The organism is Sphingomonas sp. BL-S-28, assembly GCF_055521515.1.
The window spans coordinates 502,107-524,052 of record NZ_CM145483.1 but is presented as its reverse complement, the minus strand read 5'-3'; the positions used below and the strand labels follow the sequence as shown (position 1 = coordinate 524,052).

Here is a 21,946-nt window from a genome sequence, read left to right as displayed (position 1 = left end):
CGTACCTAGGCGGTACCTAGCGTGCTCCGCCGCACGATCAGGCGAGAGGGCAGGGTGGTCGCCGGCAGCGGCTTGTCCTCGATCAGCGCGACCAGGGTTTCGACCAGTCTTTCGCCCGCGCCTTTCAGGTCCTGCATCACGGTCGTCAGCGGCGGATTGGTCATGCTGGCGGCGGGCAGATCGTCGAATCCCATCACTGCCACGTCGCCAGGGATCGCGCGCCCGGCGGCGGATAGGGCGCGCATCGCGCCGATGGCGATCAGGTCGCTGGCGGCGAACACCGCGTCGAACTCCGCGCCGCTGTCCAGCATGTCCTGCATCGCGCGTTGGCCCAGTTCCTCATGGCTGATCGCATCGCGCTGGAGCGCCGGATCGCAGGCGAGGCCAGCCTCCGCCATGGCGGCGCAGAGGCCGTGGTAGCGGTCCGCGAATTCGGGATAGTGCTCGTCCGCCTGCCCCAGAAAGGCGATGCGCTTGCGGCCCAGGCCGATCAGATGCTCGCCCGCCAGCTTCCCCGCGCCGAAGTTGTCCGACCCGACGGTGGCGCCGATGTTCTTCTCGTCCACCGAACCCCAGCGCACGAACTGCGTGCCTTGGCCGACCAGCTGCTCCAGCCGGCTTTCGTAGAGCGTGTAGTCGCCATAGCCGAGCAGGATCAGCCCGTCCGCGCGGTGGCTGTCCTGATAGCGGACGTGCCAGTCGTCTTCCATCTTCTGGAACGAGATGAGGAGGTCCAGCCCCCGATTCGCGCATTGCCGGGTGATCGATCCCAGCATGGCCAGGAAGAACGGGTTGATCTTCGAATCGTCCGGGGTCTGCTCCTCGAAAAACAGCAGCGCGATCGTGTTGGAGCGCTGCGAACGCAGCGAAGACGCGTTCTTGTCGACCGAATAGTTCAGCTCCCGCGCGATCTCCTCGATCCGGGCGCGGGTGGCGGCGCTTACGGACTTCGATCCGCGTAATGCGCGGCTGACCGTGGGCTGCGACACGCCGGCAAGGTAGGCGATGTCGAAGCTGGTCGGCCTGTTGCTCGGCTTGCGTCCCACCTTGTTTTCTTCCTTAAAAACCCAGCATTTCCACCGTATTAGGCAGTGTTACGGAGGTGGCATAACTGCAACGCCCCGTTGCTTCCCGACACTTGCGTATACGTATGCCATATTATGCATTCCTCTGTCCCGCCCTAAGCGATGGGGGAACAGGAATGTCACGGTCGACAACGGCCGGGCCTTCCACGGTCGCCGACGGACGGACATCTGGGCGGCGGCCGGTCACACTGGAGGAGGACACAGATGTCGCTTCACGAACGAATTTCGCGCCCGCTTGCCGTTTCCGCGCTGGCGCTGACCGTGGCCCTTGCAGCCGCTCCGCAGGCCGCTTCGGCGCAGGATGCCGATGCCGCGACCGCCGAACCGGGCGACGTCACCAGCGATCCGGCCAGCCAGTCGATCATCGTCACCGGTTTCCGCGCCAGCCTTGAATCGGCGGTTAACCGCAAGCGCGAGGCACAGCAGATCGTCGAATCGGTTTCCGCCGAAGACATCGGCAAGCTGCCCGATGCCTCGATCGCCGAATCCATCGCCCGCCTGCCGGGCCTGACCTCTCAGCGCGTCAACGGCCGTTCCAACGCGATCTCCATCCGCGGCTTCGCGCCGGACTTTTCGACCACGCTGTTGAACGGCCGCGAGCAGACCTCCACCGGCGACAATCGCGCGGTCGAGTACGATCAGTATCCCTCCGAAGTGATCAACGCGGTCAACGTCTACAAGACGCCGATGGCCAGCCTGGTCGGGCAGGGCCTGTCGGGCACCGTGGACATGCGCACGATCCGTCCGCTCGATGCCGGCAAGCGCATCATCACCGTGGGCGCACGCGGCGTCTATGCCGACCTTGGCAAGCTGAACAAGGGTTCGGACGACAAGGGCTACCGCGTCAACGGCATGTACGTGGACCAGTTCGCGAACGACACGCTGGGCATCGCGCTTGGCGCCAGCTATACCGATGAACCCTATCAGGTGCAGGAGTTCAACTCCTGGGGCTATGCCGACACGTCGGACGGCAATCAGGTTATCGGCGGGTCGAAGTCCTACAACACGTCCAGCAAGCTGAAGCGCCTTGGCCTGAACGGCACGCTGCAGTGGCGCCCGACGCCGAACTTCACCTCGACGATCGATGCGTTCTATTCGAACTTCAAGGACGACCAGATCAAGCGCGGTATCGAACTTCCGCTCTACTGGTCGTCGGCGACGCTGAACCCCGGTTATACCGTCGAGGATGGCCTGATCAATTCGGGCAGCTTCTCTGACGTGAAGGGCGTGGTGCGCAACGACGTGTTCCAGCGCCATGCCGATCTCTACTCGTTCGGCTGGAACAACACCTGGAAGGGTGACGATGGCTGGAATGCCATGTTCGATGCCAGCTATTCGAAGACCGATCGCCACGAACTGACCATCGAAAGCTATTCGGGCACCGGCCGCGCGGGCGAAGGCGCGACGGATACCATCGGTTTCACCAGCGCCGCCAAGGGCACCACCTTCACGCATCAGCTCGACTACGGTGACTGGGACCAGATCCTGCTGACCAGCCCGCAGGGCTGGGGCGGCACCCAGATCGGCACCGACGGCACCGCGATCTATGGCGGGCAGGACGGCTACTACAACAACCGCAAGATCAAGGACGAACTCTGGCAGTTCCGTACCGAAGTGACGAAGGAGTTCGACGGATCCTTCTTCAACTCGATCCAGGCGGGGATGAACTACACCAACCATTCGAAGACGCTGACGCCTGAGGAATACTTCCTGGGTCTGGCCGCCAATACCGACGGCACGGTGAGCGTTGCCGTGCCGGAGCAGTATCGCCTGGGCACCACCAACCTCAAGTACCTCGGTCTTGGCAATGTGATCAGCTACAACCCGCTCGATCTGATCCGCGACGGCATCTACAATCTGGTGCCGAACCCGACCGGGGACGTGGTTTCGAAGGGCTATGCCATCCGCGAAAAGCTGATGACCGGCTATATCCAGGCCAACATCAAGTCGCAGATCGGCGCTTCGGAACTGACCGGCAACATCGGCGTGCAGGCGATCTGGACCGACCAGAACTCCAGCGGCGGCAGCGCGGCGCCGAACCTCGATCCGGTGACGGGCGAGCAGATCCTGAACGCCAACGGATCGCCCGCCTACATCTACGCCATGCGCAAATCGAGCACCGACTATCTGGACGTGCTGCCCAGCCTGAACCTTTCGCTGCGCATGCCCAGCGAGTTCGTGATCCGCTTCGCCGCCGCGCGCGAGATCATCCGCCCGCGTCTGGACGACATGCGCGCCTCGCTGGAATACGGCTACACGTTCACCAACGGCGTGGCCCAGGTCACGGGTTCTTCGGGCAACCCCGATCTGCGTCCGTGGCGCGCCAATGCGCTGGACCTGACGTTCGAGAAGTACTTCGCGGCCAAGGGCTACATCGCCGCGCAGTTCTTCTTCAAGGACCTGAAGAGCTACATCTACAATCAGGACGTGGTGATCGACAGTTCCACGCTGGCACTGCCCAATCCGGGTAATGGCTATACGATCTCGCCCACGGCGGTGATCAACGTGCCGGTCAACGGGCAGGGCGGCAATCTCTACGGCGTGGAAGTGGCGGGCACGCTGCCGTTCGATGCCTTCACTTCGGCGCTGTCGGGCTTCGGCATTACCGGGTCGGTGGCCTACACGGAATCGAAGATCCACCCGACGCCGGGTGAGGAAGCATCGGCGCTGCCGGGCTATTCGAAGTGGGTCGCCAACGGCACCGCCTTCTTCGAAAAGTGGGGCTTCAACGCGCGCGGCTCGGTGCGTTATCGCTCGACGTTCATCGGCGAAGTCTCCGGCTTTGCGGCCAACCGCGTGCGGCGCCGTGCCCAGCCCGAGACGATCATCGACGCACAGATCGGCTATGACTTCCAGCCGGGCAGCGCACTGGAAGGGCTGTCGCTCTACATTCAGGGCCAGAACCTGACCAATGCACCGTTCGTGACGACCAATCCGGGCGATAGCCGCCAGATCATCGACTACCAGCGCTATGGCGCGCGTTATCTGGCGGGCTTCACGTATAAGTTCTGAGCCCCTTCTGAAGCCAGTTATCGATGCTGCCGGGGAACCTCCTCCTCACCGGCAGCATCGCAATGGCGGAACCGGGAAGTCCCTCTCCCTCCCTTCCCGGTTCCGCTTCCCCCGAACGGGTTTCGGGGCGACGATGACGAAAACATCGGAGAGTGCCTGAGATGAACCGCCTGCTTCCTTCTCTTGCTGCGTTGGCTACCGCGCTGGCAGTCTCGCTTGCCGCTCCCGCCGCGATGGCAGGCCCGCTGGAAGACCTGCGCGCGCGTACGCCCGAGCAGGAAGTGATCTACTTCGTCCTGCCCGATCGGTTCGAGAACGGCGATCCGTCGAACGATGCGGGGGGCCTCAAGGGCGGTAAGCTGGTCACCGGGTTCGACCCGGCGGACAAGGCGTTCTATCACGGCGGCGACCTCAAAGGGCTGACGCAGCGGCTGGGCTATATCCAGAACCTTGGCGCGACGGCGATCTGGGTGGGGCCGATCTTCAGGAACAAGCCGGTGCAGGGGCCGAAGGGCAACGAGAGCGCGGGCTATCACGGCTACTGGATCACGGACTTCACCCATGTCGATCCGCATTTCGGAACGGATGCGGACTTCAAGGCGCTGGTCGATGCTGCCCATGCGAAGGGCATGAAGGTCTACATGGACATCATCGCCAACCATACGGCGGACGTGATCCAGTATCGGGAGGGCGCTGCGCAGGGCTATCCGTACCGCTCCAAGGCGGACTATCCGTTTTCGCGCCGGGGCGGCGTCGGCGGTGCGCCGATCAATCCCGGCTTTGCAGGCGACGGCGATGCCAGCGCGGCGAACTGGGCTAAGATGACCGATCCGTCCTTCGCCTATACCCCCTTCGTGCCGAAGGGCGAGGAGCGGGTGAAAGTGCCCGCCTGGCTCAACGACCCGATCTACTACCACAATCGCGGCAATACCGACTGGAAGGGCGAGAGCGCGCAGTACGGCGATTTCGTCGGGCTGGACGACCTTGCGACCGAGAACCCGCGCGTGGTCGAGGGCATGATCGCGATCTACGGCGACTGGATCGACAAGTACGGCGTCGACGGTTTCCGCATCGATACCGCCAAGCATGTGAACCCCGAATTCTGGCGCGCGTTCGTCCCCGCGATGAAGGCACGTGCGGCGGCCAAGGGTATCCCGAACTTCCACATCTTCGGCGAAGTGATGACCGGCGATTACGACCCGGCGCTGCTGGCCAGTTGGACGCGCAATGCCGGGCTGCCCGGCGTGCTGGACTTCGCCTTCATGCACGCGGTTCTGAAGGCGGCGGGCGGTGGCAGCAGCGAGGAACTGGCGCGCCTGCCCGATGATGACGGGCTTTACGAGGGCGGCGCCAAGGCGGCGATGCAATTGCCGACGTTCCTTGGCAACCACGACGCCGGGCGCGCGGCGATGTTCCTGAAGGCCGCGAACCCGGCGATGAGCGCGGACGAACTGCTCAGGCGCGACGAACTGGCCCATGCCATGCTGCTCACCCTGCGCGGCGTGCCGACGATCTATTACGGCGACGAGCAGGGTTTTGCCGGTGCCGGCGGCGACCAGCTTTCGCGGCAGGACATGTTCGCCAGCAAAGTCGCGATCTACAATGGCGAGGCGCTGGTCGGCACGGCAAAGACCACCGCGACCGAAAGCTTCGATCCCGCCCATCCGCTCTACCGCCTGATCGCGCAGCTTGCCGCCTTGCGCGTGAAGACGCCCGCATTGACCGATGGCCGTTCGGTCACGCGCGCGGCATCGGAGGAGCCCGGCCTCGTCGCCGTCTCCCGCTTCGATCCCAAGACCGGGCGCGAAGTGCTGCTGGCCTTCAACACCTCGACCGCGCCGGTTTCAGCAGCTGTTGCCGTCGATCCGGCCTCGCTTGCGTTCGAGACGCTGGCAGGCACGGCCTGCGCCGCCACGGCCAGCGCGCCCGGTTCGGTGCGCGTCGAACTGCCGCCGCTGGGCTTTGCGGTCTGCGCGGCCAAACCCTGATCCACTCCCCCCGGAATAGACCATGACCTTACCTGCCGAATGGTGGCGCGGTGCCGCCATCTACCAGATCTATCCCCGCAGCTTCGCGGACGCCAATGGCGACGGCATCGGCGACTTGCCCGGCATCGCCGCAAGGCTCGACCATGTCGCCAGGCTTGGTGTGGAGGCGGTGTGGATCTCGCCCTTCTATGCCTCACCCATGGCTGATTTTGGCTATGACATCGCGGATTATTGCGCCGTCGATCCGATCTTCGGCACGCTGGAAGACTTCGACGCGGTGATCGCGCGGGCCCGTGATCTGGGATTGAAGATCATCGTCGATCAGGTCTACGCGCACACGTCCGACCAGCATGCATGGTTCGTGGAAAGCCGCGCCAGCCGCGATAATCCGCGCGCGGACTGGTACGTCTGGGCCGATCCCAAGGAGGACGGCACCCCGCCCAACAACTGGCAATCGATCTTCGGCGGCCCCGCATGGCGTTGGGACGCGCGGCGCGGACAGTATTACATGCACAACTTCCTGGCCGAGCAGCCGCAGCTCAATTGCCATAACCCGAACGTGCAGGACGCGCTCTTGGGCGTCGCGAAGTTCTGGCTGGACCGCGGCGTCTCAGGCTTCCGCATCGACGCGCTCAACCATTCGATGCACGACCCGCTGCTGCGCGACAATCCGCCCGCGCCGGAGGATGGCAAAGTCCGCACGCGGCCCTACGACTTCCAGATCCAGCGCTTCAACCAGTCGCACCCGGACATTCTGGCCTTCATCGAGCGGCTGCAGGCGCTGATCGCCTCTTATCCCGATACCTATTCGCTGGCCGAAGTCGGTGGGCTCAATGCCGGCGTGGAGATGAAGGCCTTCACTCAGGGGGCCGCGCGGTTGAACAGCGCCTATGGCTTCGACTTCCTCTACGCCGAGAGTCTGACCCCCGCGCGCGTCGCTGCCGCGCAGGAATTCTGGCCTGATGAACCCGGCATGGGGTGGCCGAGCTGGGCTTTCGAGAACCACGACGCCCCGCGCGCCGTCTCGCGCTGGTGTGCTCCTGAGCACCGCGACGCATTTGCGCGGATGAAGGCGATGCTGCTCCTTTCGCTCAGGGGCAATCCGATCGTGTTTCAGGGCGAGGAACTCGGTCTGGAGCAGGACGAGGTGCCGTTCGAACTGCTTCAGGACCCGGAGGCCATCGCCAACTGGCCGCTCACCCTCTCGCGCGACGGCGTGCGCACGCCGCTGCCGTGGAAGGCGCAGGACGAGCATGGCGGCTTCACCGGCGGCCATCCGTGGCTACCGCTCTCCGAAGCGAACCTTGCCAGGGCCATCGACCGGCAGGAGGCCGATCCCGCCTCGCTGCTGCACCTGACGCGCCGTCTCATCCACTTGCGCCGCGACGATGCGGCGCTGCGTCGGGGCTCTTGCACGGTGCTGTTGGCGGACGAGACACGGCTTGTCTTGCGGCGTGAGGTGGATGGGCGTTCGGTGCTGGCCGTGTTCAACATCGGTGAGCGCGATGCGGCTTGGCCGGAAGGTGTATCGACTACGGGTAAAGTCCTTGCGGCGGTCAACGACGCGGCGCCGGGCATGCTCCCCGCATGGGCCGCGATCTGGATCGAGGAATGACCTCGTCCGGAATGGTAGGCAATCGGGATCAGGCCATCACCATCCACCATCGTCGCCCCCGCGCAGGCGGGGGCCCCGCTTCCTTCTGCGACCTCTCGTTTGGCCGCAAGAACAGCGGGATCCCCGCCTTCGCGGGGATGACGGGATTTTTTTGAGCGGGCTGGTTGGTCCGCATTCGCATACGTTTCAAAAGGAGATCGGGCATGAAGCCTTTCCGCCTGCTGGCAAAAGCCGGCATCCTCGCCGCCGCTCTCGCGCCGCTTGCCGTGCATGCGCAGGAAGCCAAGCCCAGCGTCACCGCCGCCTCGCCCGATGGCTCCATCGTGCTCACCGTCAGCACGGACAACGACAGCCGCCCCACGTGGTCGCTGTCGCGCAAGGGCAAGCTGCTGATCGCGCCGAGCAAACTGGGCTTCGTGCTGACCGACGGCGTCAACATGGTGCGCGGCTTTGCGATTTCCGGCAGCGAGACCGGCAAGCAGGACGATACCTGGGAACAGCCCTGGGGTGAACGCCGCAATGTGCGCGATCACTATAACGAAGTGACCGTCCACTTCCGCCAGTCCGCCGCGCAGGGCGGCCGGTTGATGGACGTGCATTTCCGGCTGTTCGATAACGGCGTGGGCTTCCGCTACGAACTGCCCGAGCAGCCGGCGATGAAGACGATGAAGATCGCCGATGAAACCACCGAGTTCGACATCGTGCCCAAGGGCGAGGCATGGTGGATCCCCGGCGGCGAGTGGAACCGGTACGAGCAGGTCTACCAGAAGACCGCGATCGAGGCCGTTTCCACCGCGCATACGCCGATCACCATGAAGCTGGAGGACGGCACCCACCTGTCGTTCCACGAAGCGGCCCTGGTCGACTATGCCGGATACTGGTTCAAGCGGGCGGATGGCCAGAAGTTCCGCACCACGCTCTCGCCCTCGTCACGCGGCGCGCGGGTGGTGCGCGATCTGCCGTTCAACACGCCCTGGCGCACGATCCGCATTGCCGACAATGCGGCGGGCCTTGTCGAGAACGATCTGGAACTCAACCTCAACGAACCCAACAAGCTGGGCGACGTCAGCTGGGTGAAACCGATGCGCTATATCGGCATCTGGTGGGGCATGATCCGCGGCGACTGGACCTGGGCGACCGGCCCCCAGCACGGCGCCACCACCGCGCGCGCCAAGCAGTACATCGACTATGCCGCGCGCCATAATTTCGGCGGCGTGCTGATCGAGGGTTGGAACAAGGGCTGGGACGGCGACTGGTTCGGCCACGGCGATTTCAGTTTCACCGAAGCGACGCCGGACTTCGATATCAAGGCGGTGACCGACTATGCCCGCAAAAAGGGCGTGGTGCTGATCGGCCATCACGAGACTGGCGGCAATATCGCCATCTACGAAAAGCAGATGGATGCAGGCTTCGCGCTCTACGAAAAGCTGGGCGTGCCTGCGGTGAAGACCGGCTATGTCGCCGATGGTGGCGGCATCATCGCCGATACCTGGCACTACGGCGAAAAGCCTGGCGAAACGCATATGGAATGGCATGACGGGCAGCGTCAGGTGAACCACCATCTGGACGTGGTGAAGCTGGCCGCGCAGCATCATATCTCCATCGATGCGCATGAACCGGTCAAGGACACCGGCCTGCGCCGCACTTACCCGAACTGGGTCAGCCGCGAAGGCGCGCGGGGCATGGAGTACAATGCCTGGGGTGCCTTCGCCAACGGGCCGGACCATGAGCCGACGCTGGTCTATACCCGCATGCTCTCCGGCCCGATGGACTTCACGCCGGGCGTGCTGAGCCTTGAAGGCGCGCATCATGATCCGCTGGCCTCCACGCTTGCCAAGCAGCTTGGGCTCTATCTCGCGATCTATTCGCCGATCCAGATGGCGGCGGACTTCGTGGAGAACCTGGACAAGTATCCGCGCGAGATGGAGTTCATCAGCCACGTCCCCACCGACTGGGCCGAAAGCCACCTGATCGCCGGTGAAGTGGGCGATTACGCGATATTCGCGCGCAAGGACCGCAAGAGCCCGGAATGGTTCGTCGGCGGCGTGAACGATGCAACGGCGCGAAACGTCACGCTCTCGTTCGACTTCCTGGAACCGGGCAAGACCTACAAGGCAACGATCTGGAAGGACGGGGAGGGCGCGACCTACCTGACCGATGCCCGCCACAAGATCGCCTATGACACGCGCACGGTGAAGAAGGGCGATACCTACAGCCTCTGGCTGGCGCCGGGCGGCGGTGCGGCGATGCGTCTGGTGCCGGGCAAGTAAGAGATGGGGGGGCGGTCTAGCCGCCCCCTTTTACTCAGGCCCCGATTTCATCGCACAGCGACGCCGATCAGCGCGGTCGAGGGAATGGGCAGCATGGTACGCCCGGCCGCCATGTGCCGCACTTCGGCGATCACCGCCTGCTTTTCCGCGTCGGTCAGGCTTGCCCAGTCGGGAGACATACCGAACAGGCTGTCGGGCTCGGCAAGTGCCGCCATGTCGAGTTCGTAGTCGAACGTGACGTGCTCGATCTGCGGATCGAGATAGCCGGCCGCGATCAGTTCGCGGGCGAAGTCCTCCGGATGGTTGAGCGCCTTTACCGCCGCCGGCATCGTCATGCCCTCCCGATCCGGAAACAGTTTCTGGCGGATCTGGCCCAGCAGCAGGAAAGTCGCGGCGCCGCGGTCCTGCCATGTCGCCACCACGCCGTGTCCGCCGGGCCGCGTTACGCGCGCCATCTCGGCAAGACCCTTGCGCCACTCTGGAAACATGATGACGCCGAAGATGGAAAACACGGCGTCGAACGTGGCGTCATCCAGCGCCAGCGCCTGCCCATCCATCACCCGCGCCTCCACATTGGGCAGTCCGGCCGCGGCGATGCGCGCGACCATGCCGGGCGAAAAATCGGTGGCCATGACCTGGGCGCCCGTTTGCGCTGCCGAGAGCGCGAGTGCGCCGGTTCCGGCCGCGACATCGAGCACGCGGCTTTGGGCGGTCAACCTGACGCGCGCGAGGGCCACCTCTGCAAAGCGGGCGGTGAAGGGATGCGCGGTCTTTTCGTAATGCTGGGCGGCCGTGTCCCAGTGATCGGGGTTTTCGAATTCAGCCATATCACGTGCTCCACGAATCATGTAACATCGTAAGTATCGTGACACGGGAGGCTTGCCAATCCCCGCCCAGATGTGAAGGAAAGTGCCGTGCGTAACGACAGCCGCCTTTCCCGAATGCTTCACGTGCTGCTCCATATGGCGCGGCACGATGGACCGATGACGTCGGATGCGATTGCGCGGATGCTGGGGACCAATCCCGTAGTTGTGCGCCGCACGATGGCCGGGCTGCGCGATGCGGGCTATGTCCGCTCCGAAAAGGGCCACGGCGGCGGCTGGGCGATCGCCGCCGATCTGAATGCGGTTTCGCTGCTGGATATCCATCGCGCCGTGGGCGGTCCGCGCATTTTCGCGATCGGCAGCGATCACGCGAATTCAGACTGCGCGGTGGAGCAGGCGGTCAACGAAGCGCTGGAAGATGCGCTGCAGGAGGCAGAGGCACTGCTGCTGGCGCGGCTGGGTGCGGTGACTCTGGCCGAACTGGCAAAAGGGTTCGACGCGCGCTGCGACGCGGATGGTCAGGCTTCTGAGGTCAATTCGGCCGTGAAGAAGGGCTGATCGGCATAGTGATCGATGAACGCGCGCTGCGCGGCCGACATGCCAAGGCGCGTGGCGAAGACCATGTGGATCACGCCTTCGGCCGTGTGCCAGCGGGGTAGCAAGCGCTCCAGTCGATGGCGGGCCAGATCCTCCCGGCAGGCGCGTTCGTGCAGCAGGGCGATGCCAAGGCCGTCCAGCGCGGCATCGCGCACGATGCTGGAATCGTTGGTGCAAAGGCGCGGCTGATGCAGCACGCGATGCTGTTCCCCGTCATCGCTGACCAGATCCCAACGATGATGCTCGGCATGTTCGCCCACCGATAGCGTGGGAAACCATTGCAACGTCTCGATTGTCACGGGCTCCACTTGTTCGGCCAGGAATTCCGGGCTTGCCACCAGAATGCGCTGCCCCCTGCCAAGCTGGCGCATGGTCAGCGAGAGGTCGGTTTCCTTTTCCACGTCCACGCGCAGGGCGATGTCGTACCCTTCGCGGATGATGTCCACGCGGCGGCTGGTCAGGTGCATGTCCACGCGTACCAGCGGATAGCGCGCCAGGAACGAGGCAAGCCGTTCGGCGCCCAGAAACCGTGCCAGCCCCGGCGGGCAGGTGATGCGCAGCACGCCGCTGACGTCCTCCCGCGCCCGTTCCGCAATCGCGCGGGTTGCGGAAACGCCGTCGGCTATGATCTCGCACTGGCGGTAGACCTGGCGGCCCACTTCGGTGATCCGCACATTGCGCGTGGAGCGTTCCAGCAACCTTGCGCCAAGCTCTCGCTCCAGTTTTGCAACCCGCTTGGACAGCTTGCCCCGTGCCTCGCCGGTGGCGCGTTCGGCAGCGGAAAAGCCGCCATGGCGCACAACCATGGCAAAACTGCGCAAGTCATCGAGATCCATTCGCTGCCTCCTGCTGGCAAGAAGCCATTCCTGTCCCTGCGCATGAATGCAAGCGGCATTGGCGCCACGGTTGCCGGGCAGGCGCGGTGCGCCGCAACAGCCCCTTCTTCCTTGGAAGAAATCCCAATGGCGCGAGAACCACCTTTACCGGACAATATCCGACGAGGGCGTTGGATCGGCGGATGCCGGCTATACGGGGTGATCGGGATGAACGCGGAACTGGGGTATGAAAGGCGTCTTGCACAGCGCTATCTGCTCGTGGCGCCGGTTCCTTTTGCGCGCGATCCGCAGGGTCGCGTCTGGCTGGACGAATTGTGGTGGCACGATCTGCACATGCATCTCGCCTATCTGGAAAACCTGACCGTCCTTGCGCCCTGCCGACAGATCGCCCAACCCGAACCGGGCATGGTCGAAGCAATCGGACCGGAGGGCGGCAAGCTCGAATTTGTCGAAATTTTCCCGGAAGGGGGGATGGTAAAGACCCTGTTGCACCTTCCCTTTGCCATCGGCAGGGCCTGGAAAGCCATTGGCCGGTCCGATCTCGTCCATTCGGGCGTGGCGGGCTGGCCCATCCCGGTCGGCGCCATCGTCAATCCAATTGCCGTGTTGCGGCGCAAGCCGCTGATCATCATCATCGAAAGCGCGTTCTGGCGTTTGCAGCAGAGTGATTCCATCGGTTGGAAGGCGCGGTTTCGGGCCTGGCTTACGGAATCGTTCGCCCGATGGACGCTGCGCCATGCCGCGCTGGCCGTCTATACCCATGCCGGTTACCGCGACAGCCTGCCTGTCGGCCCGCAGGGCACCGCGGTCGTCCTGCCCGCCAGCTGGATTTCGGACGACAATGTAATTTCGTTGGGGCAGGCTGGAGCGGCCTGGGATGAAAAGCGCGACCGACCCCATTTCCTGCTGGCATCGCGATTGGTGCCGGAAAAGGGCATTCCCCTGTTTCTCGAAGCTCTTGCTCATCTGGATCGGAAGGGCGCGGAGGCCGGCATCGATCCGATCGGCATCGATGTGATCGGCTCCGGCACGATGCGTGGCGATATAGAGGCTTTTGCACAAAAGACGAAGGCGGTGCGGGTCCGGTTGCTCGATCCGCTGCCCTATGGCCCCGCCTTCATGCAACTGATCCGATCCTATCATGCCACGATCGTGCCGCTGACGGGGGATGAACAGGCGCGCATTCTCTACGATTCCTTTTCACAAGCGGTCCCGGTGATCGCCACGGATACCGCCGGCAATCGCGAGGTGGTGACCGACTGCGAGACGGGATTTCTGGTTGGCGGCAACAATCCCGAGGCTTTCGCCCAGACCTTGCTCGATTGTGCGGCAAGGCCGGAGGTGCTGCGCCAAGCCGGGCTTTCCGCCCTGCGGGTCGCCGCCAGCCATACTCATAGCGATATGCATCGAAAGCGCGCTGTCCTGCTGCGGCAGTTGTTCGGCACGGGGTAAGCGGCCGAACAACATCGACCCAAGGCTGGTCGTCCAGTCGTGGGGGCTGTAACGGGGGGCGATGAAAACGCAGGATTCCCCCGTCCGATCTTCCGATGCCGGCCCATTGGCGGGCAAGACCGCACTGGTGACCGGAGCCGCGGGCGGGCTGGGCCGGGAAATCGCGCGCGGTCTGGCAGAGGCCGGCGCGCATGTGCTGGTCCACGGGCGCAACCCGGAACACGCCGCGCAAGTCGCTGCCATGATTGCAGAGGCCGGGCTTGGCGCCGAACCGGTGGTGTTCGACTTGTGCGATGAGGCGGCGATGGCGGCAGCAATGGCAGAACGCGGGCCCGTCGATATCCTCGTCAACAATGCGGGCCACCGTGACCGCAGGCCGATTGGAGAGCTGGACCGCGAAGCCGTCCGCCACATGCTGGAGGTCAACCTGATCGCCTGCTTCGATCTCGCCCGGCTGCTGGCGCCGCGCATGGCGGCGGGCGGGCGTATCGTCAACATCACCTCCATCGCCGGCCCCATCGCGCGGGCGGGCGACGCGGCCTATACGATGGCCAAGGGTGGGCTTGAGGCATTGACCCGCGCTTTGGCGGCGGAACTGGGCCCGCGCGACATCACCGTGAACGCCGTGGCGCCGGGCTTCTTCGCGACCGAGGCCAACGCGGCGATGGTGAGCGATCCGGCTATCGGCCGTCATCTGGAAACGCGCACCTCGCTGGGCCGCTGGGGCCGCCCGCAGGAAGTGGTTGGCCCCGTGGTCTTCCTGGCCTCACCCGCCGCGTCCTACGTCACCGGGCAAGTGCTGGCGGTGGACGGCGGCTATCTGGCGCATTTCTAGGGTTCAATTCTCCGCCGCGTAGAAGGCGTCGGCAAAGTCGAAGGCGTCATAGACGATGCGGCGATAGGTTTCGTCAAACGTCTTGCGGATGCCGCCGTCGCTGATCACCATCGGGCGGTCTTCCTCCACCGCCTTGACCACCAGCTTGCCGACCAGTTCGGCGGGGCGGAAGGTCACTTCCGCGTGCCACTGCGCGCCTTCGGGGATCTGCACTTCGCCTTCGCCGGGACCACCGAAGCGGGCAGGGCGGTAGCGCGCGTTGTTCGCTTTCATGTTGCTGACGACGCCGTGCGGTACGAAGGCGGTTACGCCCACGCCATATTCGCGCGCCTCCACCGCCAGGTTCAGCATCATACCGATGATCCCCATCTTCGCGCCCGAATAGGCGGCGTGATAGGGGATCCAGCTGGGTAGCAGCCCGGCCGTCGATGCCGTGGCGCAGACATGACCGTCCCGCGCGGCCACCATGTCCGGATAGAACGTCTTCACGCAGTTCAGCACGCCGATCAGGTTTGCGTGGACGATCCAGTCGATATCGTTCGCGCTCATGTCGGTGATCCGCTCGAACGAAGTGGCGCCGGCATTGGCGAACAGCAGCGACACCGGGCCGAGATGCTCGCTCGCCATCTGTCGGGCATTCGCCAGAGAGGCCATGTCGGTAACGTCGCATTCGATGGCCAGCGCCTTGCCGCCTTTGGCTGCGATCTCTGCCGCGACCGAACGGGCATTGTCGGCCATGATATCGGCAATGGCGACGGATGCGCCCTTGGCGGCCAGTTCCAGCGCCAGCCCACGCCCGATTCCGCTGCCGCCGCCGGTCACCACCGCCGTGCGGCCCGCCACCTTCGTCATCCGTGCCTCTCCCTTCTGGTCTCTGTTCGCGAGCCTATATTGTCACCGTTGTCGTTTCAATGCCTGCCATTTCGCGGGGTGAAGAGGTGTCTTTTCCGGCAATCGGTTATGACTGAGGCGGAAATTAATCACCTGATAGGTTTCTAATTCATTGACCGGTCATCCCCGGCCAACCACCGTTGCGGATGTGCGCTGCCGGAGGGTGCCGGCCGCACGAAGCAATAAGGCGAGGCGCGAGGGTGCGACTTCGCAAAGGGAGAGGCGCCGGCCCCTGTGCACGGCGCAATGCACGATGTGGAGGCCTTGCCATGAACGGACTTCGTCTGCCGTCCAGCCGCGTTCTGCCGCGTACTTGCCGCGGAACACTGGCTCTTTTGCTCGCGGGTGCGCCTGTTGCTGCCCTGGCGCAGGAAGCACCACCTCCACCGCAGGACGATAGCCACGGCGTGAAGGAGATCATCGTCACTGCCCAGCGGCGCGCGGAAAACCTGCAGGATGTGCCGATCGCGATCACGGCGGTCGGGTCCGAAGCGCTGAAATCCGCGGGCATTTCCGAAACGAACACGTTGACGCAGGCGGTTCCCGCCGTCCAGTTTTCCCGGTCCGGGGCCAGCGGCCTGTTCTTCGTGCGCGGCGTCGGCACCACCAATGCCTCGATCGGCGATGAGGGATCGAACGCCTTCTATGTAGACGGTGTCTACATGCCGGACCTGTCCAGCACCGTCATGCAGTTCAACAATATCGAGCGCGTGGAAGTGCTGAAGGGCCCGCAAGGCACGCTGTTCGGGCGCAACGCCTTCGGCGGCTTGATCCACGTCATCACCAAGGAACCCGGGGACCAACTGGAAGCATCGGCGCAGGCGGGATATGCGAATTACGACACGATTCAGGGGCAGGCCTATATCGGCGGCCCAATCACCGAGGGGATCAGCGCCGACCTTGCGCTGACCGGGTATGACCAACGGGACGGCTGGGGCCGCAACGTTACGCTCGATCGCGATATCAAGAAGATGAAGTACTGGGGCGCCCGCTCCAAGATCGTGATCCGCCCCAGTGACGCGGTTAAATTCGTGCTGGCGGGCGACTATTACGATACCGATGACAATACCGCCATCGGCTGGAGCGTGGACGAGGATTTCCTCGTCACCGGCGGCATCCGCTCGATCGGCAGCATGAACACGGCATCGAACGACTATTCGCTGACGCAGCTGCGGAACTGGGGCGTAAGCCTGACCGGCGAATTCGATCTGGGCTTTGCGGCGCTGACCAGCATCAGTTCGCTGCGCGACAGCCGCAATCATTCGGATTTCGACGTGGACGCGACCCAGGTGCCTTATCTGCGCATCGCCTTCACCTCCGGATCGCGCGCGTACCAGCAGGAACTGCGCCTTGCCTCGGCGGACACCGATCCGATCAGCTGGCAAATCGGTGCCTTCTACCTGCATTCGGAGGTCTACAACCGATCGCGCTTCACCGGGCTGGCGCTGGGCGGGCTGACCACCGGCCAGTATATCGACGCCACGCTGGATACCGATTCCATCGCCGGTTTCGGCGAAGTGACCTGGGCGATTACGCCTAGCACCAAGCTGACCGGCGGCGTGCGCTATACCAACGACAAGCGGCAGCTGGGCGGCGGCTATGCCGCGCTGGTGAGGGATGTGGTGGGCCCGCTGATCCCCACCGACGATGAACTGAGTTACGGCAAGTTCACCTGGCGCGCGGCGCTGCGGCAGGACATCACGCGCGATATCAGCGCCTATGTCTCGTACAATCGCGGCTTCAAGGCGGGCACTTACTCGTTGCAGAACCCGCAGCTTCCGCCGGTGAAGCCGCAGTACATCAACGCCTATGAAGTGGGCATCAAGTCCGAACTGTTCGGCCGCGCGCTGCGCCTGAACGCGGCGGCGTTCCATTATGATATCACGGACTATCAGGTCCGCTCGGCCGCCGTCGGCACGCTGGGTTCGGCGGTGCTGCTCAATGCCGCCTCGGTCAAGGTGGACGGCGTGGACGTCGATTTCGAAGCGGCGCCGGTGGAGGGCATCCGGCTGTTCGGCGGGTTTACCTGGCTCAATTCGCGGTTCCACTACTTCGGGCCGACCGACATGCTGGCGGGTGCGCCGTTCATCTATCCCAACCCGGCGGTCTGCGATGCACAGGGCACCAGCGATCCCGGCACCACGACCGGGCCGCAGACGGGCGGTTTCAAGACCTGCTTCGGCGATGCCTCCGGCTTCCAGACGCCGACGGCGCCGGATTTCTCCGCCAGTTTCGGTGCCAGCGCGACGATCCCGATTGATCAAGTGCAGCAACTGCGCGCAACCATGCTGGCGAGCTACAACAGCGGCTATCCGTTCGAAAGCGACGGGGTGCTGCGGCAGGACGCCTATATGCTGCTGAACGGTTCGATCGAATACCGGCCGACCGACAAGTGGGGGCTGGAATTCTGGATGAAGAACATCTCCGACACGAAGTACTTCCAGCAGAAGATCTCGACCGGGCTGGGCGCAACCACCGCTCGCGCCGCGCCGCGCACTTACGGCGTGACGGTGCGTTTCGACTACTGAGGGTGTTGGTGGGCGCGCTGGCGACAGCGCGACCCGTCACATCATGATCTGGGGCACGGCTTCCATCGGCGGGGATTCGAAACGGCCCAGGCCATAATCCCCGGCGATGGTAGTGCGCTGCATCGTGCGGCCATGGGCGGGATCGTTGCCCGAAACGGCGTGAAGCATGCGCCAGTTGTCCCAGATCAGCATCTGATCCAGTTGCCAGGCATGGTGATAGCTTTGATCGGCGGCGATCCGGTTGATTGCCTGGCAGACCTCTTCCAGCAGCGCCTCGCCCTCTGCCGTTTCCAGCCCCAGAATGCCTTCCGCCATGTAGGGTGAGACGTGAAGGCAGCGTGCTCCATTGCCGCGGGTCCAGATCGCGGGATGGATCGCACGCGGCGCCCCCTTGCGGTTCGCCATCATCTCCAGCGCACCGGGCTTTTCGCGCACGATCCGGAGGCCCTCCGGTTGGCCGAAGCGGTTGGTGCCGTAGGCGACATTCAGAGTATAGAGGATCTCCGCCTGCTCCAGTCGGTCCCGCAAATGGGCGGGGAACGCACGGTAGAGCGCCACGCCGTCGACGAAGCCGGTCAGCCCGCCTTCGGGCGTGATCCGGGTGGCGCGCAGCACGCCGGCGCGGTTCAGTTCATCGTTATAGCAATGGTCGAAATGCCAGGGCAGCCAGTGCGCCAGCGGACGCCCGGCAATCTCGACAACGCCGGAGGCATGGGGTTCCTGCTTGATCTCCACCACGCCGGGCAGCCGGTCTCCGTCTACGCGGCTGACTTCCTTAAGCGGATGCTCTTTCAAGGGGCCGAACACGCCGCTCAGCGCCACTTGCATCTCGTCGCTCTGCTCGATGGCGTCGAAGACGATCAGGCCTTCGCGTTCGAAGGCGTCGGCGATCGAGCGGCGATTGGCCGCGTCCGCCAGAACCTCATGCGTGACGCCGGAAATCCGCACACCGAACGGCAGATCCGGCCGAAGCGGTGCAATCTTCAGTTCGCCCATGGTCTTGCATCCTTCCCGTTTGACGCTCCGGCGTTTTGGTCGGCAGCGGCGGCGCCCTAGGGCGCCTGCGTTCGCAACATTGAATCGACCAGCAAGCGCCGCAATTGCTCGTTCTCGCGCTGCAGTCGCTCGATTTCGCCGGTGTCGGGCGCTGCGGCCGACTTGCGCGGGGCAGTTACGGGCAGCAGGCCATGGAGCAGCACGTGGACGGCATAGCGGATGTTGGCGTCGACCTCTTCCGCGCTGACCGGCACGCCCCAGGCGGCGGCGGTCGGCGGCCCGCCTACGGCGATGTTCATGAAGGCGATGGCCGCCTTGCGCGCCTCGTCCTCCGGGCAACCGAGACGGCGGCGGAACAGGTGGGACAGCCAATCGATCGTGGGGCCGGTGCCGGCCTCGTACGTGAAGGCGCCGATCTCCGGAATGCGGGGGCTTTCGGCGTTGGTGATGCGCAGCAGGCGAATGCCATCCTCGCTCATGACATTGGCGACGAGGCGGCGGCCGATGCGTAGCAGCGTCTCCTCCAGATCGTCATCCACGCATTCCTCCAGCGCATCCAGCGGCAGGATCCATTGCTCTATCGCGCGTTCCAGCGTGGCCTTGAAGAAGGTCAGCTTGTCGCCATAGCGCTGATAGAACGTGCGCTTGGCCATGCCCGCAGCGGCGCAGATCGCATCGATGCTGGTCCGTTCGAAGCCGTTTTCCAGAAAGAGCACAAGCGCCCGGTCCAGCAATTCCTGATTGCTGAGCGAGGGGCGGCCCGGCCCGCGACCGGGCGTAGCGCCGCCGTCGTCATCCGGCGCCTTCATGGCTGCTTTCCGATATATAAAACGATGCAGGTAATAATTGCTTGCATGGCGCCATCGAATGAGGGACAGTGTGAACCGTAAATCGCTTTTTGAAACGATATGGGTGATAATCGGCGCTGCAACGGTGTCGGTCAAGCCCGAAAGTGCAACGACTGTCGCACGGTGCAAATCCGGCGAGGGAGAGGCGAAAACCATGGTACCCGTAGGCGAAATGTCCGATGCCGGCACCATCCGGGCGGCAGACCTTACCCCGCGCATCGCCTCGCAGATCATGATCGACAAGCAGGCGCTGCTTTCGGGCATTCACGCCGGGGCGATCCGGTCGTTGCTCGTGCGGCGCGGCGTGGTGGTGGTTCGGGACGTGCCGCTGGACGACGACGAACTGCGCACGATCGCGCATTCCCTGGGAGAATTGCGGATCGGTTCGGCGCGGCGCGGCGCCGACGGCGCGGTCCTGACGGAGGGCGACGGCGGCGTTCTGCGCGTCACGCTGGACGAGACCCGCAACCCCGAATACGCCCGCTTCCTGTTCGGTAACCAGCTCTGGCACATGGACGGGACGTACGAGGAAGTGCCCCCGTTTGCGACGCTGCTGGCCCCCGTGCGCCTTTCCGTCCGCGGCGGAGACACCCTGTTTGCGAATACCGCCGCCGCCTTCGCCGACTTGCCGGAAGAGGAACAACGCCGGCTCGAACGCCTGCGCGTGGTCCACACGATGCAGGCGGCGCTGTTCCCGGCGAAGCGCGATTGCTCGGTCGAGGAATTCGCGCTGTGGAGTTCCTATCCGCAGCGATCGCACCCGCTGGTGTGGCAGCATCGTTCGGGCGTGCGCTCGCTCGTGCTCAGCACCTCCGGCGCTTATGTGGAGGGCATGGAGCCGGCCGAGAGCCACGATCTGCTCCAGCGGCTGATGATCCACGCCACGCAGGACCGCTACGTCTATCGCCACAAGTGGCAGCCGGGCGATCTCGCGATCTGGGACAATACCGCGACGATGCACCGGGTGGAGCCGTTCGATCGCGAAAGCGGCCGCGAACTCCACCGCTGCACGCTGAATGGCGAGGAATCCGTCACTGCGCCGGCCTGATCCGGCGCGCCGTTCAAACCGAAAAATCAGGGAACGATCCATGCAGGTTGGCATTCATCTGGGCTTTCAGAACCTCCACGGCATGCCGGATGGTGACTTCTTCCGGCGCGAAACCCAGCTGGCGATCGAGGCGGAGGCGATGGGCTTCGACTTCGCGGCGGCGGTGGAGCACCACTTCACCGATTACGCCGCGTGCCCCGATCCGCTGCAATTGCTGACCTATGTCGCGGCGAAAACCAGCACGATCAAGCTGATGCCAGCGGCCGTGATCCTGCCGTGGAACGATCCGCTGCGCGTGGTGGAGAAGACCGCGATGCTGGATCACCTCAGCAACGGGCGGGTGATCCTGGGCATGGGGCGCGGGGCGGCACGGCGCGAATTCACCGGTTTCCGTACCGATCTGGCCGACTCCCGCGATCGCTTCGACGAAGCGGCGCCGATGATCCTGGAAGGACTGGAAACCGGCTTCGTGGAAGGGGCGGGTCCGCATTTCCCGCAGCCGCGCGTCGAAGTCCGGCCCCGGCCGGAGGGATGGTCGAAGGACCGCTGCGTCATGGTTTCCATGTCGCGATCCTCGGTGGAGGAAGCGGCCGAACTGGGGCTGCGCACGCTGCGTTTTTCGCAGGGGGATTGGACCAAGGCGCTGCCCGAAATCGAATTCTACCGCGATACCTTCGCCCGGCTTCACGGCGAGCCGGCGCCGCCTTTCGTCATCAGCGACTTCGTGGTCTGCTTCGAGGATGAGCAACAGGTGGTGGACTATACGGACAAGTATTTTTCCGCGCAGTTCCAGCAAGTTGCCGAGCACTATGAATTCGGCGCCGAGCACTTTCGCAGCCTGCCGTCCTATTCCACGTACGTCTATATGGGGGAGGCGGCAAAGGCAGCCGGGGGCCCGGACAAGGCCTATCGCGACTACATTTCCGGCAACATGATCGGCACGCCGGATCAGCTGGTGGAAAAGCACTTCACGCGTCAGCGCATGGTGGGCGATTACTGGATCATCGCCAATTTCAGCTTCGGCGGCATGCCTTACGAGGATGTCTATCGCCAGATGCGTGTCTTTGCCGAAAAGGTGATGCCGCGCCTGAAGGAAGGCGCGCCGGTGGCGGCCTAAGGCG

The 21,946-nt window shown here is 64.3% G+C and carries 16 protein-coding genes; 10 read left to right on the top strand and 6 right to left on the bottom strand.

The features are described from left to right. Positions 1 to 5: 5 nt before the first annotated feature. Positions 6 to 1,046: a LacI family DNA-binding transcriptional regulator gene (locus ACZ1JC_RS02235; RefSeq protein ID WP_465139531.1), complete on the bottom strand. Its 1,041-nt coding sequence runs from the start codon at positions 1,044 to 1,046 to the stop codon at positions 6 to 8. A 243-nt stretch (positions 1,047 to 1,289) separates the two neighbouring features. On the opposite strand from ACZ1JC_RS02235, the gene ACZ1JC_RS02230 reads away from it, so the two are divergent. The 4 genes from ACZ1JC_RS02230 to ACZ1JC_RS02215 all read left to right on the top strand — a co-directional run bounded on the left by ACZ1JC_RS02230 (position 1,290) and on the right by ACZ1JC_RS02215 (position 9,970). Beyond that, entirely contained in the window at positions 1,290 to 4,097 is a 2,808-nt protein-coding gene (locus tag ACZ1JC_RS02230; protein ID WP_465139532.1) for a TonB-dependent receptor, read from the top strand. 161 nt (positions 4,098 to 4,258) lie between these two features. Next, positions 4,259 to 6,085: an alpha-amylase family glycosyl hydrolase gene (locus ACZ1JC_RS02225; RefSeq protein ID WP_465139533.1), complete on the top strand. Its 1,827-nt coding sequence runs from the start codon at positions 4,259 to 4,261 to the stop codon at positions 6,083 to 6,085. A 22-nt stretch (positions 6,086 to 6,107) separates the two neighbouring features. After that, on the top strand, positions 6,108 to 7,700 hold the full coding sequence (locus tag ACZ1JC_RS02220; protein WP_465139534.1) for an alpha-amylase family glycosyl hydrolase: 1,593 nt from the start codon (positions 6,108 to 6,110) through the stop codon (positions 7,698 to 7,700). A 203-nt stretch (positions 7,701 to 7,903) separates the two neighbouring features. Further along, positions 7,904 to 9,970, top strand: coding sequence for a glycoside hydrolase family 97 protein (locus ACZ1JC_RS02215; RefSeq protein WP_465139535.1), 2,067 nt, complete (start codon positions 7,904 to 7,906; stop codon positions 9,968 to 9,970). A gap of 47 nt (positions 9,971 to 10,017) precedes the next feature. Here ACZ1JC_RS02215 and ACZ1JC_RS02210 read toward each other — a convergent pair whose 3' ends face one another. Then, the gene (locus ACZ1JC_RS02210) at positions 10,018 to 10,797 is read right to left on the bottom strand and encodes a class I SAM-dependent methyltransferase (RefSeq protein WP_465139536.1); all 780 of its coding nucleotides are present in this window, start codon (positions 10,795 to 10,797) and stop codon (positions 10,018 to 10,020) included. 87 nt (positions 10,798 to 10,884) lie between these two features. Between ACZ1JC_RS02210 and ACZ1JC_RS02205 the strand changes: the two genes are divergently transcribed. After that, a complete protein-coding gene (locus ACZ1JC_RS02205; protein WP_465139537.1) occupies positions 10,885 to 11,352 on the top strand; it encodes an Rrf2 family transcriptional regulator in 468 nt (155 codons plus the stop codon). Here ACZ1JC_RS02205 and ACZ1JC_RS02200 read toward each other — a convergent pair. Further along, entirely contained in the window at positions 11,313 to 12,227 is a 915-nt protein-coding gene (locus tag ACZ1JC_RS02200) for a LysR family transcriptional regulator (protein WP_465139538.1), read from the bottom strand. The genes ACZ1JC_RS02205 and ACZ1JC_RS02200 overlap by 40 nt on opposite strands. 207 nt (positions 12,228 to 12,434) lie before the next feature. Between ACZ1JC_RS02200 and ACZ1JC_RS02195 the strand changes: the two genes are divergently transcribed. Beyond that, positions 12,435 to 13,679 carry a glycosyltransferase family 4 protein gene (locus ACZ1JC_RS02195; RefSeq protein WP_465139539.1) on the top strand — a complete coding sequence of 415 codons (1,245 nt, stop codon included), beginning with the start codon at positions 12,435 to 12,437 and terminating at the stop codon, positions 13,677 to 13,679. A 61-nt stretch (positions 13,680 to 13,740) separates the two neighbouring features. Beyond that, positions 13,741 to 14,514, top strand: a complete 774-nt coding sequence (locus ACZ1JC_RS02190; RefSeq protein WP_465139540.1) for an SDR family oxidoreductase — start codon at positions 13,741 to 13,743, stop codon at positions 14,512 to 14,514. 3 nt (positions 14,515 to 14,517) lie between these two features. Here ACZ1JC_RS02190 and ACZ1JC_RS02185 read toward each other — a convergent pair whose 3' ends face one another. Next, the gene (locus ACZ1JC_RS02185) at positions 14,518 to 15,366 is read right to left on the bottom strand and encodes an SDR family NAD(P)-dependent oxidoreductase (protein WP_465139541.1); all 849 of its coding nucleotides are present in this window, start codon (positions 15,364 to 15,366) and stop codon (positions 14,518 to 14,520) included. Between the two features lie 308 nt (positions 15,367 to 15,674). Here ACZ1JC_RS02185 and ACZ1JC_RS02180 point away from each other — a divergent pair, with 308 nt between their 5' ends. Further along, a complete protein-coding gene (locus ACZ1JC_RS02180) occupies positions 15,675 to 17,933 on the top strand; it encodes a TonB-dependent receptor (protein WP_465139542.1) in 2,259 nt (752 codons plus the stop codon). Between the two features lie 36 nt (positions 17,934 to 17,969). On the opposite strand, the gene ACZ1JC_RS02175 is transcribed toward ACZ1JC_RS02180, so the two are convergent. After that, on the bottom strand, positions 17,970 to 18,929 hold the full coding sequence (locus tag ACZ1JC_RS02175; RefSeq protein ID WP_465139543.1) for a TauD/TfdA dioxygenase family protein: 960 nt from the start codon (positions 18,927 to 18,929) through the stop codon (positions 17,970 to 17,972). A gap of 56 nt (positions 18,930 to 18,985) precedes the next feature. Continuing rightward, complete coding sequence (locus ACZ1JC_RS02170; RefSeq protein WP_465139544.1) at positions 18,986 to 19,738, bottom strand: TetR/AcrR family transcriptional regulator; 753 nt, start codon at positions 19,736 to 19,738, stop codon at positions 18,986 to 18,988. A gap of 193 nt (positions 19,739 to 19,931) precedes the next feature. Between ACZ1JC_RS02170 and ACZ1JC_RS02165 the strand changes: the two genes are divergently transcribed. Continuing rightward, positions 19,932 to 20,825, top strand: a complete 894-nt coding sequence (locus ACZ1JC_RS02165; protein ID WP_465139545.1) for a TauD/TfdA dioxygenase family protein — start codon at positions 19,932 to 19,934, stop codon at positions 20,823 to 20,825. A 40-nt stretch (positions 20,826 to 20,865) separates the two neighbouring features. Beyond that, the gene (locus ACZ1JC_RS02160) at positions 20,866 to 21,942 is read left to right on the top strand and encodes an LLM class flavin-dependent oxidoreductase (RefSeq protein WP_465139546.1); all 1,077 of its coding nucleotides are present in this window, start codon (positions 20,866 to 20,868) and stop codon (positions 21,940 to 21,942) included. Positions 21,943 to 21,946 lie beyond the last annotated feature (4 nt).

What these genes read in the sequence shown, in the direction of transcription:
- ACZ1JC_RS02160 (WP_465139546.1), top strand. Translation starts at nt 20,866, where the DNA reads ATGCAGGTTGGCATTCATCTGGGCTTTCAGAACCTCCACGGCATGCCG.
- ACZ1JC_RS02200 (WP_465139538.1), bottom strand. Translation starts at nt 12,227, where the DNA reads ATGGATCTCGATGACTTGCGCAGTTTTGCCATGGTTGTGCGCCATGGC.
- ACZ1JC_RS02165 (WP_465139545.1), top strand. Translation starts at nt 19,932, where the DNA reads ATGGTACCCGTAGGCGAAATGTCCGATGCCGGCACCATCCGGGCGGCA.
- ACZ1JC_RS02180 (WP_465139542.1), top strand. Translation starts at nt 15,675, where the DNA reads ATGAACGGACTTCGTCTGCCGTCCAGCCGCGTTCTGCCGCGTACTTGC.
- ACZ1JC_RS02210 (WP_465139536.1), bottom strand. Translation starts at nt 10,797, where the DNA reads ATGGCTGAATTCGAAAACCCCGATCACTGGGACACGGCCGCCCAGCAT.
- ACZ1JC_RS02215 (WP_465139535.1), top strand. Translation starts at nt 7,904, where the DNA reads ATGAAGCCTTTCCGCCTGCTGGCAAAAGCCGGCATCCTCGCCGCCGCT.
- ACZ1JC_RS02170 (WP_465139544.1), bottom strand. Translation starts at nt 19,738, where the DNA reads ATGAAGGCGCCGGATGACGACGGCGGCGCTACGCCCGGTCGCGGGCCG.
- ACZ1JC_RS02195 (WP_465139539.1), top strand. Translation starts at nt 12,435, where the DNA reads ATGAACGCGGAACTGGGGTATGAAAGGCGTCTTGCACAGCGCTATCTG.
- ACZ1JC_RS02220 (WP_465139534.1), top strand. Translation starts at nt 6,108, where the DNA reads ATGACCTTACCTGCCGAATGGTGGCGCGGTGCCGCCATCTACCAGATC.
- ACZ1JC_RS02225 (WP_465139533.1), top strand. Translation starts at nt 4,259, where the DNA reads ATGAACCGCCTGCTTCCTTCTCTTGCTGCGTTGGCTACCGCGCTGGCA.
- ACZ1JC_RS02185 (WP_465139541.1), bottom strand. Translation starts at nt 15,366, where the DNA reads ATGACGAAGGTGGCGGGCCGCACGGCGGTGGTGACCGGCGGCGGCAGC.
- ACZ1JC_RS02190 (WP_465139540.1), top strand. Translation starts at nt 13,741, where the DNA reads ATGAAAACGCAGGATTCCCCCGTCCGATCTTCCGATGCCGGCCCATTG.
- ACZ1JC_RS02175 (WP_465139543.1), bottom strand. Translation starts at nt 18,929, where the DNA reads ATGGGCGAACTGAAGATTGCACCGCTTCGGCCGGATCTGCCGTTCGGT.
- ACZ1JC_RS02230 (WP_465139532.1), top strand. Translation starts at nt 1,290, where the DNA reads ATGTCGCTTCACGAACGAATTTCGCGCCCGCTTGCCGTTTCCGCGCTG.